This is a genomic window from Rathayibacter sp. PhB186, assembly GCF_003751825.1.
GTDB lineage: Bacteria > Actinomycetota > Actinomycetes > Actinomycetales > Microbacteriaceae > Rathayibacter > Rathayibacter festucae.
Genome location: NZ_RJKO01000001.1, coordinates 285,698 through 300,763, shown reverse-complemented (window position 1 = coordinate 300,763; position 15,066 = coordinate 285,698). Strand labels below are relative to the sequence as shown.

Sequence of the window (15,066 nt, the reverse complement as noted above, 5' to 3'; positions counted from 1 at the left end):
CCGCGCGGGCCCTCGCGTCAGTAGAACTCGACGGTGTCGACCCGGTTGATCAGCTCTTCGCCGTCGAGGTAGCGGGTGGCGTTGCGGGCGAAGAGCTCGGCGATCAGGCGGTCCTCGGCCGCGTTCAGTGCGGCGGTGTGCGGGCTGAGCAGGACGCTCGGGTGGTTCCAGAGCGGGCTGTCCTGGGCGAGCGGCTCCTCCGCGACGACGTCGAGGGCGGCGAAGCCGACCCGGCCGTCCTCGAGCGCGGCGAGCAGCGCGTCCTCGTCGATGACGGTGCCGCGGCCGACGCTGACCAGCGTCGCTCCGGGGCGCAGCGCGGCGAAGAAGTCGGCGCCGACGAGCTTCTCGGTCTGCTCGGTGCCGGGGAGGGTGACGACGACGCCGTCGATCCGCCCGGCGACCTCGGCGATCGCCGACGGCGGCACGATCTCGTCCACGTGCTCCACGGAGTCGGCGTGCCGGCTGGTGCCGATCACCCGGGCGCCGAGGGCCGACAGCTTCTGCGCGGTCGCCCGGCCGATGGTGCCGAGCCCGACGATCAGGATCGTCTGCTCCGAGAGCAGGCTCATCGTCCAGCGCGAGCCCCACTCGCGGGCGCCCTGCAGTGCCTGCAGCTTCGGCAGCGTCTTCGCGCCCGCCAGCAGCCCGAACAGGGAGAACTCGGCCAGCGGATCGGAGTGCACGCCCGCGGAGGTGGAGAACGCGACCCGCGCGAGCTGCTCCTCGCTCAGGCCGGCCTTCTTCACCTGCGCGCCGCCGCCCGCGGGCATGGTCTGCACCCAGCGCAGCGCCGGGTTCGCGGCGACCGTGCGAGCCAGCGCAGACGGGTCCTCGCCGGGGATCCCGTAGAGCACCTCGGCCGAGTCGACCAGCTCCTCGAACGCGGCCTGCTGCTCCGCGGTGCGCTCGAACGCGGGATCGCCGCCGTGATCGCCCGGGTGCCGCATCGGCGGCAGCAGACTCTGGTCGGCGACGAAGTCGATCCGCGGCTCCAGCTCCACCACCCGTGCGATCAGCTCGTCGCTGATCGGCGTGGCGGCCACGACGCGCAGGCGCTCGGTGCGGTCCGGGCGGGACTCGGTCGATCGGGGCGGAGTCGGAGCGGGCGTCGTCACGGGAGTCCCTTCGAGCGGCGAGAGGCGAGCGGCGCGGCGGGCACCGACGCGATCGACCGCGGTCTCCCTCAGCGTATCGAGCGGAGGGGGCGCGTCAGGTTCGGGCGCAGGGCGGGGAGGAGGCCGACGTTCGCAGGGAGGTGGGTCTCGATACGCCCGGCGAAGAAGCAACCCCTTGGCCGCCCGCGTTGCTGTGGATCTCCGCGTCGCCGGCCGTCAGTCACCGGGCCGCCGGCTGGACGAACGGTGAGGACGCCCCTCGGCACCTCGGGCCCCGCCCTACCGTGAGCGGACGGCAACATCGATCGAAGGAGACCGGATCATGGCGGCAGCAGGAGTGGCGACGGTATGGGTGCCGGTCGAGGACATGGAGCGGGCGGTCGCGTTCTACCGCGACACCCTCGGCCTCGACGTGAAGAGCACCTCGGGCGACTGGTCGGAGCTCGACGCGGGCGGATTGATGATCGGGCTGAACGCCCGCGAGTCGGCCTCGGTCGCGGAGAGCGGCGGAGCGGTCATCTCGTTCCAGCCCGACGGCAGCATCGAGGACGAGCTGGAGCGGCTGGAGGCGCGCGGCGCGTCGATCGAGGGCGAGATCAGCGACCACGAGTGGGGTCGCATCCTCCCCTTCAAGGACTCCGAGGGCAACGACCTCCAGTTCTACACGCCGCCGCAGAGCTGACGGCGGGCTGAGCGCCGGAGAGACGGCGCGGAGCGAGGGGGAGGCGGACGGAACCGCCTCCCCCTCGTCGTGTCAGGACGGCTCGTCGTATCAGGACGGCTCGTCGGCTCAGGACTGCTCGGCCGCTCAGGACAGCCGCAGCGGCAGCCGGCCGGCGAGCCGCGCACCGCCGAGGGCGGCCGACGGGGCCAGCTCGATCGAGCCTCCGTAGACCGCGAACTGGCGCGAGAGGCGCTCGAGCCCGGAGAGCACCGGCGGGGCCGCGAGCCCGCCGCCGTCGTCGTCGAGACCGATCACCACGGCGTGCTCCCTCTCCCCGCGCGCCACGTCGAGCTGCAGCCGCACGGCCCGCGCGCCGCCGTGCTTGAGCGCGTTGGTCAGCGCCTCCTCGATCAGCCGCACCAGCAGCACCCGCTGCTCGATCGGGACACCGCGCTCCTCGAGGCCCGGGTAGTCGTCGTGGACGTCCAGGTCGACGGCGATCTCCGGCGGCAGGCGCGAGAGCAGATCGCGGGCGGCGGCGACCAGCCCGTGCTCGATGTCGACCGGGTAGAGCGCCCCGCTGACCGCGCGGACCTCCTGCTCCCGCAGCTCGTCGAGCCGGCTCGCGATGCCGCTCAGGCGCTCGGCGGTCGCGGCGGAGGGAGGAGTCGCGGCCAGCCCGCGCAGCTCCGCGGCCAGCACCACGAGCGTGTTCTGCAGCCGGCCGTGCAGGCCCTGCGCGACCTCACGGCGCACGCGCAGCTCCTCCTGCTGGAGCGCCTGCACCGCGTCGACGGCCTGGAGCAGCACGCGGGCGCGCTCCCGCTCCTTCTCGCGCACCCGTCGGGTCGCATCGACGAGCAGGAACCCGAACGAGACGATCAGGCCGACGACCACCGCGCCCACCACGAGCTCGACCACGAGTGCGTCGAGCGCGGTCGGCAGGTAGACCCCGACGATGAGCTGCAGCCCGACCCGGACGACGGCGACGACCGCCGCGATCCCCGCCGAGACCAGCAGCCGCCCGGTGCGCGCGCGGCGCTCGGGACGCAGCAGCGCGACGAGCGCGACCGCGAGGCCGATCGACGCGATGTTGACGACCACGCGCACGACGACGTCGACGACCGGCCCGCTCTCGACCCCCCGCACGGTCTGCGACAGCATGCCCAGCGCGAAGACCGCCTGCAGCGCCGCGAGGACGGCCAGCACCCCGCCGAGGATCGCGACGGTCCCGCGCAGGATCCGGTTGTCCTCGGCGTCGTCCGCGCGGCGCGGCCGGGAGTCGTCGGGGAGGGTCACCGGGTGTGCTCCAGGAACAGCAGGGTCGCCTCCACGCGGGGGTTGCGCGAGCCGTCGGAGCGCAGGCCGAGCGCTCCGTAGAGGGCGTTCACGTGATTGTCGACCGAGCGCACCGCGATGCCGAGCCGCTCCGCGATCGCGGCGTTGGTGAGGCCCGAGGCGAGGGCGCCGAGCACCTCGTACTGCCGGCGGCTGAGCGCGTCGACGGGCGAGCTCCGGCGGGCGGTGCGCGCGGCGACCAGGGCGGGGTCGAGCACGGTCCGGCCGTCGAGCGTCGCCCGGATCGCGGTCATCAGCGCGGGGGACGAGAGCGACGAGCTCTTCGAGAGGTAGCTCCAGCCGCGCACCTCGTCGCGGCCGAGCCGGAGGAAGCGGTGCATCGAGTCGACCGCCGAGAGCAGCACGACGGCGAGCTCGGGGTCGCCGGCGCGCAGCTCGCGGCCGAGCTCGATCCCGTCGCCGTCGCCCAGCTCGATGTCGATCACGGCGACGTCGAGCTCGGCGGGTCGCAGCCGCTCGCGCGCCTCGGCGGCCGAGGACGCCTCGACGACGCTCCGGACTCCGGGCACCGCGCGCAGCAGCGACGCGAGCATCTGCCGGTAGAGCGGCTGGTCGTCGACGACGGCGAGCCGCAGCTCCCGCAGACCGCCCCCGAACGTCACACCGCATATCTTGTCCCGGCGCCGGGGGCGGGATCGGCGGAGATCGTGCTCAGAGCCGCTTGACCCCCGTCAATGGGGGGCACGGTCCCACTGTCGGAGCGCCCTGCGGGCCGGTCGATGAGACATCCGGTCTCAGCGCGCGAGCAGAGCCCCCGTCAGCGCCAGCCCACCGGCCGCCGCGGCGAGCGCCCCCGCCCACATCCCGAGGCCGGCGGCCCAGCGCCGCTCGAGCAGCATCCGCGGCGGGCGAGGCCGGCGAGCAGCAGCCCGAGCAGGAGGCCGCCGACGAGGTCGACCGTGATCGTCGCCACCGGGACGGTGCCGAGCGGCGGCAGGGCGAGCGCGGTCCCTCAGCGGACGGCCCGGAATCCTGAGACGAAGCCTGCGGCGGCGTCACTCCCCCGTGTCCCACGGGACGCGGCGGCGGGTGCCCTCGTCGGCGCGGGGCACGACGAGGACGGGGCGGCGCTGACGGTGCGCGAGGTGCACCGCGACGCTGCCGCTGAGGAACTCGGCGATGCTCGCGAGCACTCCGGCGTCGCGGGTGCCGACCACGATCATCCGCGCATCGACCTCCTCGGCGACGTCGGTCAGGACCAGCGCCGGCTCGCCCTGGACTGTGCGCAGCGTCCAGTCGACGTCCGTCCCGGCGAGGGCCGCGCCGATCTCCTCGCGGAGCCCGGGCGGCTCGGTCGGGCCGGCGCCGGTGCCGCCGGAGCGCGGCACGAGGCCGACCGGGATGCCGCCGGTCATCGGGTCGACGTACTCGCCGACGAGGTACGGATCGGCGACCACGGTGAGCAGCAGCAGCGGCGCGCCGAGCCCGGAGGCGAGCTGCGCGGCGGTGCGGACGACCTCGGGACGCTGCCCGTCGACGACGCCGACGAGCACGGGTCCGGAGGGAGTGGATTCGGTCATGGACGGCTCCTTCCCTGGTCCTTCCATCCTCCCACCGGGGCCGGAGCGGGAGGAGACGCTGCGCGACGAGTTCCGTCGTGATCATTCCGTTACCGCACGGCGGCGGGCTAGAGTGACGAGTCGCCGGGCCCTGCCGGCGCCCCGCACCACCCCGCAGGCCCCCCTGCACCACCCCAGTCCGCCCACCCGAGGAGAGCGCACGCGTGTCGACCACTGGCATTCCCGATCCGCAGGAGTGTCACGACACCTCTCCCTCCGCGCCGGTGCACCGCACCCGCCGCGAGGCCCGCGCCGCTGAGGCCGCCGCCGCTTCACGGGTGGCCGGTGCCGCTGTGCCTGTCGCTGCCGCGGCCGTCGCCTCTGCGCCCGTCGCTGCCGCGGCCGTCGCTTCTGTGCCCGTCGCCTCCGTGCCCGTCGCGACTCCTCGCGCCACGGTCGCCCCGCGCAGTCCCGCCGCACCGCAGCCCGCTCGCTCCGGTGGGCTCAGCCGGCGCACCCTCGGCTTCGCCACGTTCTCGATCGTCGGCGGCCTCTTCGCCACCGCCGCGCTGCCCGCGTACGGCGCCCGCAGCACTGCGGCCACCGCGGCCGGCACCGCCGCGAACCGCGCGGGCCTGCAGAACCTCACCGTCTCGTCGGAGGCGGCCGGGCAGACCGCCGTCCGCGACGCGTTCGCCGCGCCGACGCAGGCGCAGCTCGACGAGGCCAGCCGCCAGGCGGCCGTGCTGCAGAACGCGAACGGCGGCGGCTTCAGCACCGTGCAGACCCGCGCCGTCGGCGACGACTACCCGTGGCCCTACGAGACGATCGACGACAACGGCGGCGGGCTCTCCCCGCTCGGCTACTACTACCGCGAGTGCGTCGACTTCGTCGCCTGGCGCCTCAACCGCGACGCCGGCGCCACCGCCGCCCCGTGGAAGTACACCTGGGGCAACATCACGCCGATGGGCGGCAGCGCCTGGGAGTGGCCGGACAACTGGGCCGCGAAGGGCTGGGCCACCAGCTCCGTCCCGATCGTCGGCTGCGTCGCCTGGTGGACCTACAACCACGTCTCCTACGTGCAGCAGGTCAACGACGACGGCACCGTCCTCCTCGAGGAGTACAACTACGGCGGCCGCCACAGCTACGTCACCCGCACCTTCCCCACGGCGCAGGTCCCCCTCTTCCTCTACCCGCCCGCCCTGTAGCGGCGGAGCGCGGCCGCCTCGCGGATCGCTCACCGCCTTTGCGCGGCCCCTTCCATGCTGATCGAGTAGCCCGCGGGGCGGGCGTATCGAGATCCACCCGCCCAGCAGGACGAGTCTGCAGGCCGCCCTGCTGAAGCTGGGCGGGTCTCGATACGCCCCTGCGGGGCTACTCGACCAGCCTGCATCGCACGGGGCGGCCCAGCCCTCCGCCGTGCCTCCGTGTCGCCGAGCGACAGCACCGACGCCGTGCGAGGTCTGTCTAACGAGAGGGTCGACTCTCGAACGGGTGCACAACGAAGGCCGGGAAGCGCGATCGGCGGGAGAGCAGATCGATTCGGGAGATCCCGCCTCAGTTGTGCAGGGGCACTGTCGAGAGGACGGCCAGGAGGGCGGCGAACGCCGGAGTGCGCGGGTCGATCGGGGCGTAGTGGTCGGCGTCGGGAAGTTCGACGAAGTGCGCGGAGGGGTGCGCGACGCAGTAGCGGCGGCTGTGCGCGATCGGGACCTCGTCGTCGAGGGCGCCGTGCAGCAGGACGGTCGGCATCGGCGGGGCGGGGAGCCGCACCGGGTCGAGGTCGTCGAGCGGGCCGTCCGGGCCGAGCAGCTGCGCCACGGCGCCGTCGCCCAGTCGTTCGTCCGCGGCGGCACGCAGGTCGGTCACTCCGGCCAGCGAGACGACGGCGTCGACGTGCGGTGAGGGGTGCGCGGCCTGCGACCAGAGCGCCAGGTGGCCGCCGGCCGAGTGGCCGACCAGCACGGTGCGCGACCGCTCCGCGACGGGGACCAGAGGAGGGAGCGCCTCGACGGCCGCGAGGACGTCGTCGAAGGTTCCCGGCCATCCGCCGCCCGCGTCGCCGACGCGCCGGTACTCGAGCAGCAGCACCGACCAGCCGGCATCGGCGAGCGCGGCGGCCAGGGGACGCGCGTGGCTCCGGTCCCAGCGCGCCCGCCAGAAGCCTCCGTGCACGAACAGCACGAGACCCCGCCCCGAGCCGCGGTAGAGCTCGGCGATCTGCTCAGGCGCGGTCCCGTAGCGCAGCAACTCGTCCGGCTCGCGCGCCGCGAGGTCGAGGACCCCGCTCACGCGCCGCCGTGCACCTCTCGGGACTCGCGCGCCCCCTCGAGGAGCAGGTCGCGCACCGCCAGCACCACGGTCTCGACCTCCGCGAAGGACGTGGAGAGCGGGGAGAGCCCGAGCCGGATGCCGCTGGGCGTGCGGAAGTCCGGGATGATCCCGCGCTCCCAGAGCACGGGGACCATCGCGGCGAAGTCCGGGTGGTCGACGGTGATGTGGCCGCCGCGGCGGGCGGGCTCGCGGGTGGTCGACAGCTCGACGCCGAGCGGGGCGAGGTGCTCGTCGAACAGCTCGACGGCGAAGGCGGTCAGCGCGATCGACTTCGCGTTTATCGCGGGCAGGCCCGCCTCCTCGATCAAGTCGAGCATCGCCTGCATCGCCAGCATCCCGACAATCGGCGGCGTCCCGCTGAGGAAGCGGCGGATGCCGTCGGCGGGGTCGTAGTCCTCGCCCATCCGGAACGAGTCCTTGACGCCCATCCAGCCCTGGATCGGCTGCCGAGCGCCGGCGATCAGCTCGCGGCGGACGTAGAGGAAGGCGGGGGCGCCCGGTCCGCCGTTGAGGTACTTGTAGGTGCAGCCCGCCGCGAGGTCCACGCCCCAGGCATCGAGCTCGATCGGCAGCACGCCGACGGAGTGGCAGACGTCCCAGAGCACCAGCGCGCCGTGCTCGTGCACGATCTCGGTGATCGCCGGGACGTCGGCGGCGTAGCCGGAGCGGTAGGCGACCTGGCTCAGCACGACCACGGCCGTGTCGGAGCCGACGACCGCGCGGACGTCGTCCGGCGTGACCCCGGAGCCCGACTCGGTCTCGATCCAGCGGATGCTCGCGCCGGTCTCGGCGGCGATCCCCTCGACGACGAAGCGGTCGGTCGGGAAGTTGCCGCGGTCGATGACGATCTCGGAGCGGCCGGGCCGGGCGGTCAGCGCGGTGCGGATCAGCTTGTAGAGCGAGACGGTGGTCGAGTCGCCGACGACGACCTGGCCGGCAGCCGCGCCGAGCACCGACGCGCCGAGGCGGTCGCCGAGCGTCAGCGGGAGCTGGAACCAGCTGTCGTCCCAGCCGCGGATGAGGCGGGTCCCCCACTCCTGCTCGACGAACGCGGCGTAGCGCTCGGTCAGGACCTTCAGCGGGCGGCCGAGCGAGTTGCCGTCGACGTAGGCGGGCAGCGCCGGGTCGTCCGCGCCGACGAAGCGGGAGCGGTAGCCGGCGAGCGGGTCGAGGCGGTCGAGCTCGGCCGCGGAGGAGCGGACGGTCTGGTCGAGGGCCACGGCGGCCCTCCTCTCGTATGGGGCGCGGGTGCGGGGAGGAGCGGGGACTCCTCACAGTCGCACGAGCGGGCCCCCGCGGGACAGCACTCGCGCGAGGATGGTCGGGTGACCTCCTCCGCAGCGCCCGTCCACCGTCGCCCGCGCCTGCTCCCGAGCCTCGGGGTCGGCGTCGCGGCCGGCGTGCTCGGACTGCTGCCGTGGCTGCTCACCGGGCTGCGGCTGCCGCTGCAGAACCTCTGGGCGACCGACGTGCTGCCCGAGGAGATGCCACTCGCGCTGCTGCCGTTCAGCCAGTACTTCCTGACGCTGATCGTCTCGGTGATCGTGATCGGGTCGGCCCTCGCGGGACTCGCGGCCCGCGTCGGCCGGCGCCGCGGCATCGGCCCGCTCGGCGCGGCGCTCGGCGCGGTCGGCGTGCAGGTCGTCGCGCTGGTGCAGTCGGCGCTGACCGTGTCCGCCGGGCTGCGGGCGGACCGCGACTCCGACCTCTACCTCGCCGCGATCGTCGGCGGCACCGTCGCTGCGATCGCGGTCGGAGCGCTGCTCCTGCTCGTGATCGCCCGGGCACCGCGGGCGGGGGCGGCCGTGGCGATCTCGCTCGCGGCGGTCGCCGTCGGCGGGTGGCTGACCGGAGTGGTGGCGCCGCTCAGCCGCGACGGCTCGGCCGCCGGAGTCGCGCTGCTGAACGCGGTGCAGTGGCTGCCGGGGATCCTGGCCGGTCTCGCCCTCGCCTGGTGCGGGGTGCTCTCCGTCGGCCGGGTGATCGCGTGGATCGTGAGCCTCGCCGTGCTCTGGGTCGGGCCGGTGCTGGTCACCGCCGTCTCGGCCGCCGCCGGCTCGCGGGTGCTGGCCCGCCATCCGCTCGAGATGCTCGACTACGCCCAGGCCGTCTTCACCAGCGCGCTGATGCTCCCGGCCGTCTCGCTCCGCACGCCCGCGACGGCCCTCGTCGTCGCCGCCCTCGGCGTCGCGGCCCTGCGCGCCTGGCACGCCCGCCGGGCGTGATCTCCTCCGCGAGATGCCACTTGTGCACGCGACACGCCGTGAAAGGCGTGCACAAGTGGCATCTCGCGGGAGGGGTCAGGACTCGAACCAGCCTCGGGGGTGGTGGTCGGCCGTCAGCGGGGTGCGCTCGCGCGTGGGGCGCGCCCACTGCACGGCGTTGGCCAGCACCCGCTTGATGTCGGGGTGGTGGTAGACGGGGTAGTCCTGGTCGCCGGGCGAGAAGTAGAACACCTTGCCCAGGCCCCGGGTGTAGGTCACTCCGGAGCGGAAGACCTCGCCGCCCGAGAACGTCGAGAGGAACACCGTCTCCTCGGGCACCGGGATGTCGAAGTACTCGCCGTACATCTCCTGCTCGGGGATGACGATCGGGCTCGGGACGCCCTCGGCGATCGGATGGGTCGGCGCGATCGTCCAGACCAGCTCGCGGTCGTGGTCGTTCCGCCACTTCAGCGAGCAGGTCGTGCCCATCAGCGCCTGGAAGATCTTCGAGTAGTGGCCGGAGTGCAGGATCAGGATGCCCATCCCCTCCTGCACGTGCCGCAGCACCCGCTGCACGACCTCGTCCGACACCTCCGGGTGCGCGATGTGCGCCCACCAGAGCAGCACGTCGGTCCTCGCCAGCGCCTCCTCGGTCAGCCCGTGCTCGGGCTCGGGGAGGGTCGCGGTGCGCACCGAGACGGCGTCGCCGAGCGACTCGGTCAGGCCGTCGGCGATCACCCGGTGGATGCCGTCGGGGTAGTGCCGCATCACGGTCTCGTCGCCGCGCGTCTCGTGGCGGAACTCGTTCCAGACCAGGACCTCGAGGGGTGCGCTCATGCGACCGCCACCTCCTTCTTCTCGGCGGCGGAGCGGTAGATCGCGTCGACCACCCGGCTGCGGTGCAGCGCGTACTCGCCGTAGTGGCCGGCGTAGCGGGGTCCGCCGGCGGGCGCGTCGGCACCCGAGGCGATGGCGGCCAGGAACTCCGCGATCACCGAGCGGTGGTGCCCGGCGGGCACCGGGACGTCGGGGCGGGAGACGGTGGGCGCGCCGGCGACCTCGGAGTAGAACGTGAGCGTCCCCTCCGTCGCGTAGTCGGCGACGTGCAGGCGGGCGCCGCCGGCCGCGCCGAGCAGCTCGACCTCGATGTCCTCGTGCACCTTGGAGTAGCTGGCCCAGGAGGCGTCGAGCTGCAGGCTGCGGCCGTTGTCGAGGCGGAGCAGCGCGCTGGAGAAGTCCTCGACCTCGAAGGCGTGCGTGCCGGTGGCGGCGACGCCGTGCGGGCGCCCGCCGCGACCGGAGCGGCCGATCTCGCCGTAGGCGACGGCGGAGACGCTGGTCACCCGCGGTTCGCCGAGCAGGTGCAGCGCGATGTCGAGGACGTGCGAGCCGAGGTCGATCAGCGGTCCGCCGCCGGCGAGCTCCTTGCTGGTGAACCAGGAGCCGATGCCCGGGATGCCGGTGCGCCGCTGCCAGCTCGCGCGGGCGTGGTAGATCTCGCCGAGCGGGGCGTCGTCGAGGTAGGTGCGCAGGTAGGCGACGTCGGCGCGGCGGCGGTGGTTGTAGGCGATCTCGAGGACGCGGTCGTTCGCGCGGGCCGCCTCGACCATCTCGGCGGCGAGCTCGGCGGTGGTGGCCAGCGGCTTCTCGCAGAAGACGTGCTTGCCGGAGGCGAGCGCGGCGACGGCGATCGGGTGGTGCAGGTGGTTGGGCACGCCGATCGAGACGACGTCGAGGTCGTCGCGGGCGACGAGCTCCTCCCAGTCGGCGTAGAGGTCGGGGACGCCGCGGGTGGCGCCGAGCTCGCGCAGGCGCTCCTCCTCCTGGCCGGCGAGCGCGACGACGCGCGCACCGGGGAGGGCCTGGAAGGCGTCGAGGTGGGTGGTGCCGGCGAAGCCGAGGCCGACGACGCCGACGCGCAGCTCCCCCGGGATCTCGGTCGTGCCTGTGTTCTCGGTCATGCCGTCGAGCCTAGTCGAATTGATTCGAGCGCTCGATAAACAGGGGTCCGCGCTTCGGATAGACCCGCGTCCATGCTGGTCGAGTAGCCCCGCAGGGGCGTATCGAGACCCACCGTCATGAGCAGGGTGGATCTCGATACGCCCGCTCCGCGGGCTACTCGATCAGCATGCGGGGGCCCGCCTCGCGGGCTGCTCGATCAGCAGGACGCCCTGGCGTCAGTCCGCGCGCTGCAGGCGCACCGCGATGTACTCGCGGCCCGGCAGGTCGATGCGGAAGCGGCCCGAGTAGGTGCCGGGCAGGCGCTCGATCGTCATCGCCCACGTGTCGAGGACGTCGACCGTGTACGAGACGTCGGGCTCGAGCAGGAAGCGGCGGTAGGTGGGGCGGTCGAAGCCGAAGTAGTAGAGGTAGTACTCGCCCTCGACGCCGGCGCGCGGCACGTCCCAGTCGAGCGGGATCGGCTCGAGGCCGCGAGCGGGACCCTCGGCCAGCACCGACTCCAGGAACGCGATCCGCGCCGGGCTCGTCCCGCGCAGCTCGCCGCCCTTCGACCACCAGAGCACGTCGTCCGGGTGCACGTAGGTCTCGCCGTGCCCGACGTAGCCGCCGCGCAGCGCGCCCTCCCAGAACCGCCGCACCAGCTCCTCGCCGGTGATGTTGCCCCAGCCCTGGTCGATGTCGCCCTCGTAGGCGCACTCGTCGATCACGACCGGCTTGCCCCAGCGGCGCCACTCGGTCGTCATCTCGGCCGTCTTGTAGACGTCCTGCCGCTGGATGCTGGCGTGCGTGATCCACGGCCGGGAGTGGTCGTAGAACTCGCGGCAGTTGTGGATCGAGAGCAGGTGCCGCGACGGGTCGTCCTCCCCCACGATCCCGGCGAAGCGCTCCCAGTCCTCCTCGGTCTTCTCGAACAGCAGGTCGTACTCGTTCGCAAGCGACCACCAGACGTTCGCGAACGAGGCGAGCCGCGCCACGGCGTAGCGCACGTAGCGGTCGTCGGCGACGGAGTCCATCGTCGAGAAGCCCCAGCGGTCGTAGGCGTGGAAGAGGATCAAGTCCGCCTCGATGCCGAGCTCGCCGAGCTGCTCGATCCGCCGCTCGAGGTGCGCCCAGAACGCCGGATCGTAGCGCTGCCAGTCGAACCCCGTCGCCGGCGAGCCCTCGAACGGGTAGAGCTCCGGCTCGTTCTCGTTGAAGAGGTACGACTTCGGGAAGACGCACATCCGCATCTTGGTGAAGGGAGCGGTGGCGAGCGCGGCGAGCGTCCGCTCCTCCAGCTCGTCGCCCTGGTGCGTCCAGGCGTAGGAGGTGGTGCCCAGCGGGCGGTGCCGCGTGCCGTCAGCGTGCGCGAAGTGGAAGGTGTCGGCCACCCGTACCGGGCCGTGCTGCCCCGCCACCGCCGCGGTCACCGAGACGGAGCCGGTGACGCCGTCGAGCGAGCGGGCACTGCTCGAGGTGGTCCAGGCGTACTCGCCGGGTGCCTCGGGCATCCAGCGCAGCCGGTACACGCCGTCGCCGTCGTAGAAGCCGGGCACGCGCACCGACCCGTCGGGCCCGTCGACGATCGCCGACAGCGCGACGTCGACGAACGGGTTGCCGTGCGCGGGCCCGCGCAGCTCGATCTCGAACCGCCCGAAGACGGAGGCGTCGGCCGGCGCGGACACGCCGGCCGACGCCAGCGGGACGTCCGCGGTCTCGTAGTCCCCGGAGGGCTCGACGTACCGCTCCTGCTCGCGGACCGGCGCCGGCTCCTCCGTCGGGATCGCGGCGACCTCGGCCAGCAGCGCCTCGCGCTCGGCCGCGTCGAGCGACTCCTCGGTGTCGACGACGAGCCCCAGCGGATAGCTGTGCAGGGTGTGCAGGATCGAGGAGTGCACCAGCCCGGGGAGGCGGCGCTCGACGACGGCGTGCCCGCGCGGGTCGCGGAGGACCTCGAACAGGCGCGTCTCTCGCGAGAACCGCTCGGCGGTGTCGGTGGTGTGCGGCACGGTCAGCCCTTCACGGCGCCGGCGAAGGCGCCCTCGACGAAGTAGCGCTGGAACATCAGGTAGACGATCAGCACGGGGAACACGGACATGATGGTGAAGGCGTTCAGCGGCCCGTACGAGCTGGTGAACTGCGACTGGAAGCCCTGCAGCGCGAGCGGGATCGTCCAGGAGTCCTGGCTCTGCAGCAGGGCGAGCGCGATGGAGTACTCGTTCCAGGTGGAGACGAAGTCGAGGATGAACAGCGCGGCGAGGGCCGGGCGGGCCAGCGGCAGGATGATCGTCAGGAACAGCCGCCAGTTGCCGGCGCCGTCGATCCGCGCGCTCTCGTCGATCTCCTCGGGGATCTGCCGGAAGAAGCCGTAGAGGATGAAGGTCTGGTACGGCAGGCCGAACGCGATGTACGGCAGGATGATGCCGAAATTGCTGCTCAACAGGCCGAGCCCGTTGATGACCTGGAAGAGCGGCGCGATCGCGACCTGGATCGGCACCATCGCCCCGAGCGCGATCACGCCCATCAGCAGGCGCTGCCGGCGGAACCGCATCCGCGCCAGCGCGAAGGCGGCGGCCGCCGAGATGAAGAGGCCGATCGGCACCTTGAACAGCGCGATGATCAGGCTGTTGCCGCCCGCGGTGAGCAGGTTGCCGCGGTCGAGCGCCTCGACGTAGTTGCCGAAGTCGGGCGACCACGGCGGCACGAAGGCCGGAGTGCTGAAGATGTCGGCCTCGCTCTTCAGCGAGGTGAAGACCATGAAGATCAGCGGGACGGCCCAGATCAGGACGGCGAAGACCAGCGCGATCCAGAGGCCGATCCGGATGTAGTCGCGGCCGCCGACCGGGCGGCGGGGGCGCTTGGGCGGCGCGACCAGGCCGGGTGCGCTGGTCGGGATGCTCGTGACGCTCATGAGTTCTTCTCCTGACGAGCCGTCCACACCATGTACGGGACGACGATGACGAGGGTGATCACGAGCAGGACCGTGGCGATCGCGTTGCCCTGGCCGTACTCGTGGTTGTTGAAGGACTGCTGGAACGACCACAGCGCGAGCACCTGCGTCTGCTGCGCCGGGCCGCCGCCGGTCATGCCGACGATCAGGTCGAACACCTTGATCGAGTTGATGATCGTGAGGACGACGACGATGACCGTGGTCGGCCGCAGCGCCGGGATCGTCACGTTGCGGAAGACCTGCCAGGCGTTCGCGCCGTCGAGCCGCGCCGCCTCGACGTGGTCGGGCGAGACGCTCTGCAGACCCGCGAGGAAGAGCACCATGTTCGTGCCCGCGATCTGCCAGACGAAGGCCGCGAAGATCGAGTAGAGCGCGAGGTTCTTGTCCCCGAGCCACTGCACCTCGGCCAGCCACGGCAGGTCGAACAGCTGGGCGAGGTTCACGCCCACGCCGTAGTTGGGGTTGTACATCCAGCGCCACATGTTCGCGATGGCGATCGGGGCGAGCACGCCCGGGATGTAGAAGAGCGAGCGGAAGGCGTTGCGGCCGAACAGCGGGCGGTTCAGCGCCAGCGCCATCACCAGCCCGAGGCCGACCGGGATGAAGAGCGAGAGCACCACCCAGATCAGGGTGTTCGAGAACGCGGTCCAGAACACCGGGTCCTGGGTGAAGATGCGGACGTAGTTCTGCAGTCCGACGAAGACCTGCGGGGCGCCCTGGAAGCCGGACCACTCGAAGAAGCTGAGCCGCACCGACTCGAGCGAGGGGCCGACCACGAAGACGAGGTAGGCGGCGAGCGCCGGCGCGAGGAACGGCAGGGCCGCGACGAAGCCGGTGCCGCCGAAGCGGGCGAGGGCCCGGCGGCGCGGATGCTTCCTCCGCGGCTGCTCCGGCGCGGACTGCCGCGGGCGGGCGGGGGTGGATGTCGTCATGGCGGACCTCTCGGACGTCTCGGACACGGGGTGCTCGGGCACGGCGGCGCTCGGGCGGAGGGGAC

The 15,066-nt window shown here is 72.9% G+C and carries 14 protein-coding genes; 3 read left to right on the top strand and 11 right to left on the bottom strand.

Features of this window, described 5'->3' with window-relative positions; all coding sequences use genetic code 11:
- Window positions 1-17 precede the first annotated feature (17 nt).
- Window positions 18-1,118 carry a D-2-hydroxyacid dehydrogenase gene (locus EDF45_RS01340; protein WP_221181070.1) on the bottom strand — a complete coding sequence of 367 codons (1,101 nt, stop codon included), beginning with the start codon at window positions 1,116-1,118 and terminating at the stop codon, window positions 18-20.
- 322 nt (window positions 1,119-1,440) lie between these two features.
- On the opposite strand from EDF45_RS01340, the gene EDF45_RS01335 reads away from it, so the two are divergent.
- Window positions 1,441-1,800, top strand: a complete 360-nt coding sequence (locus tag EDF45_RS01335; protein WP_123734679.1) for a VOC family protein — start codon at window positions 1,441-1,443, stop codon at window positions 1,798-1,800.
- Between the two features lie 126 nt (window positions 1,801-1,926).
- Here the strand turns inward: EDF45_RS01335 and EDF45_RS01330 are convergent, their stop codons facing one another.
- The 3 genes from EDF45_RS01330 to EDF45_RS01320 form a co-directional block, all read right to left on the bottom strand.
- A complete protein-coding gene (locus tag EDF45_RS01330; protein ID WP_123734678.1) occupies window positions 1,927-3,081 on the bottom strand; it encodes a sensor histidine kinase in 1,155 nt (384 codons plus the stop codon).
- The gene (locus EDF45_RS01325) at window positions 3,078-3,743 is read right to left on the bottom strand and encodes a response regulator transcription factor (RefSeq protein ID WP_243581109.1); all 666 of its coding nucleotides are present in this window, start codon (window positions 3,741-3,743) and stop codon (window positions 3,078-3,080) included. Before EDF45_RS01325 ends, EDF45_RS01330 begins: the two co-directional genes overlap by 4 nt.
- A gap of 393 nt (window positions 3,744-4,136) precedes the next feature.
- Entirely contained in the window at window positions 4,137-4,661 is a 525-nt protein-coding gene (locus EDF45_RS01320; RefSeq protein ID WP_159423666.1) for a universal stress protein, read from the bottom strand.
- A 332-nt stretch (window positions 4,662-4,993) separates the two neighbouring features.
- Between EDF45_RS01320 and EDF45_RS01315 the strand changes: the two genes are divergently transcribed.
- Window positions 4,994-5,848: a CHAP domain-containing protein gene (locus tag EDF45_RS01315; RefSeq protein WP_185020058.1), complete on the top strand. Its 855-nt coding sequence runs from the start codon at window positions 4,994-4,996 to the stop codon at window positions 5,846-5,848.
- A gap of 349 nt (window positions 5,849-6,197) precedes the next feature.
- On the opposite strand, the gene EDF45_RS01310 is transcribed toward EDF45_RS01315, so the two are convergent.
- Window positions 6,198-6,932, bottom strand: coding sequence for a S9 family peptidase (locus EDF45_RS01310; protein WP_123734675.1), 735 nt, complete (start codon window positions 6,930-6,932; stop codon window positions 6,198-6,200).
- Complete coding sequence (locus EDF45_RS01305; RefSeq protein ID WP_123734674.1) at window positions 6,929-8,194, bottom strand: kynureninase; 1,266 nt, start codon at window positions 8,192-8,194, stop codon at window positions 6,929-6,931. Before EDF45_RS01305 ends, EDF45_RS01310 begins: the two co-directional genes overlap by 4 nt.
- 105 nt (window positions 8,195-8,299) lie before the next feature.
- On the opposite strand from EDF45_RS01305, the gene EDF45_RS01300 reads away from it, so the two are divergent.
- The gene (locus tag EDF45_RS01300) at window positions 8,300-9,199 is read left to right on the top strand and encodes a hypothetical protein (RefSeq protein ID WP_123734673.1); all 900 of its coding nucleotides are present in this window, start codon (window positions 8,300-8,302) and stop codon (window positions 9,197-9,199) included.
- A gap of 75 nt (window positions 9,200-9,274) precedes the next feature.
- On the opposite strand, the gene EDF45_RS01295 is transcribed toward EDF45_RS01300, so the two are convergent.
- From EDF45_RS01295 to EDF45_RS01275, 5 genes are all read right to left on the bottom strand, one after another.
- The gene (locus EDF45_RS01295; protein WP_123734672.1) at window positions 9,275-10,015 is read right to left on the bottom strand and encodes a ThuA domain-containing protein; all 741 of its coding nucleotides are present in this window, start codon (window positions 10,013-10,015) and stop codon (window positions 9,275-9,277) included.
- Window positions 10,012-11,139, bottom strand: coding sequence for a Gfo/Idh/MocA family protein (locus EDF45_RS01290; protein ID WP_123734671.1), 1,128 nt, complete (start codon window positions 11,137-11,139; stop codon window positions 10,012-10,014). Before EDF45_RS01290 ends, EDF45_RS01295 begins: the two co-directional genes overlap by 4 nt.
- Before the next feature lie 216 nt (window positions 11,140-11,355).
- Complete coding sequence (locus tag EDF45_RS01285; RefSeq protein WP_260311728.1) at window positions 11,356-13,128, bottom strand: DUF5605 domain-containing protein; 1,773 nt, start codon at window positions 13,126-13,128, stop codon at window positions 11,356-11,358.
- 2 nt (window positions 13,129-13,130) lie between these two features.
- Window positions 13,131-14,030, bottom strand: coding sequence for a carbohydrate ABC transporter permease (locus EDF45_RS01280; RefSeq protein ID WP_123734670.1), 900 nt, complete (start codon window positions 14,028-14,030; stop codon window positions 13,131-13,133).
- Window positions 14,027-15,001, bottom strand: coding sequence for a carbohydrate ABC transporter permease (locus tag EDF45_RS01275; RefSeq protein WP_123705725.1), 975 nt, complete (start codon window positions 14,999-15,001; stop codon window positions 14,027-14,029). The genes EDF45_RS01280 and EDF45_RS01275 overlap by 4 nt, the downstream gene beginning before the upstream one ends.
- Window positions 15,002-15,066 lie beyond the last annotated feature (65 nt).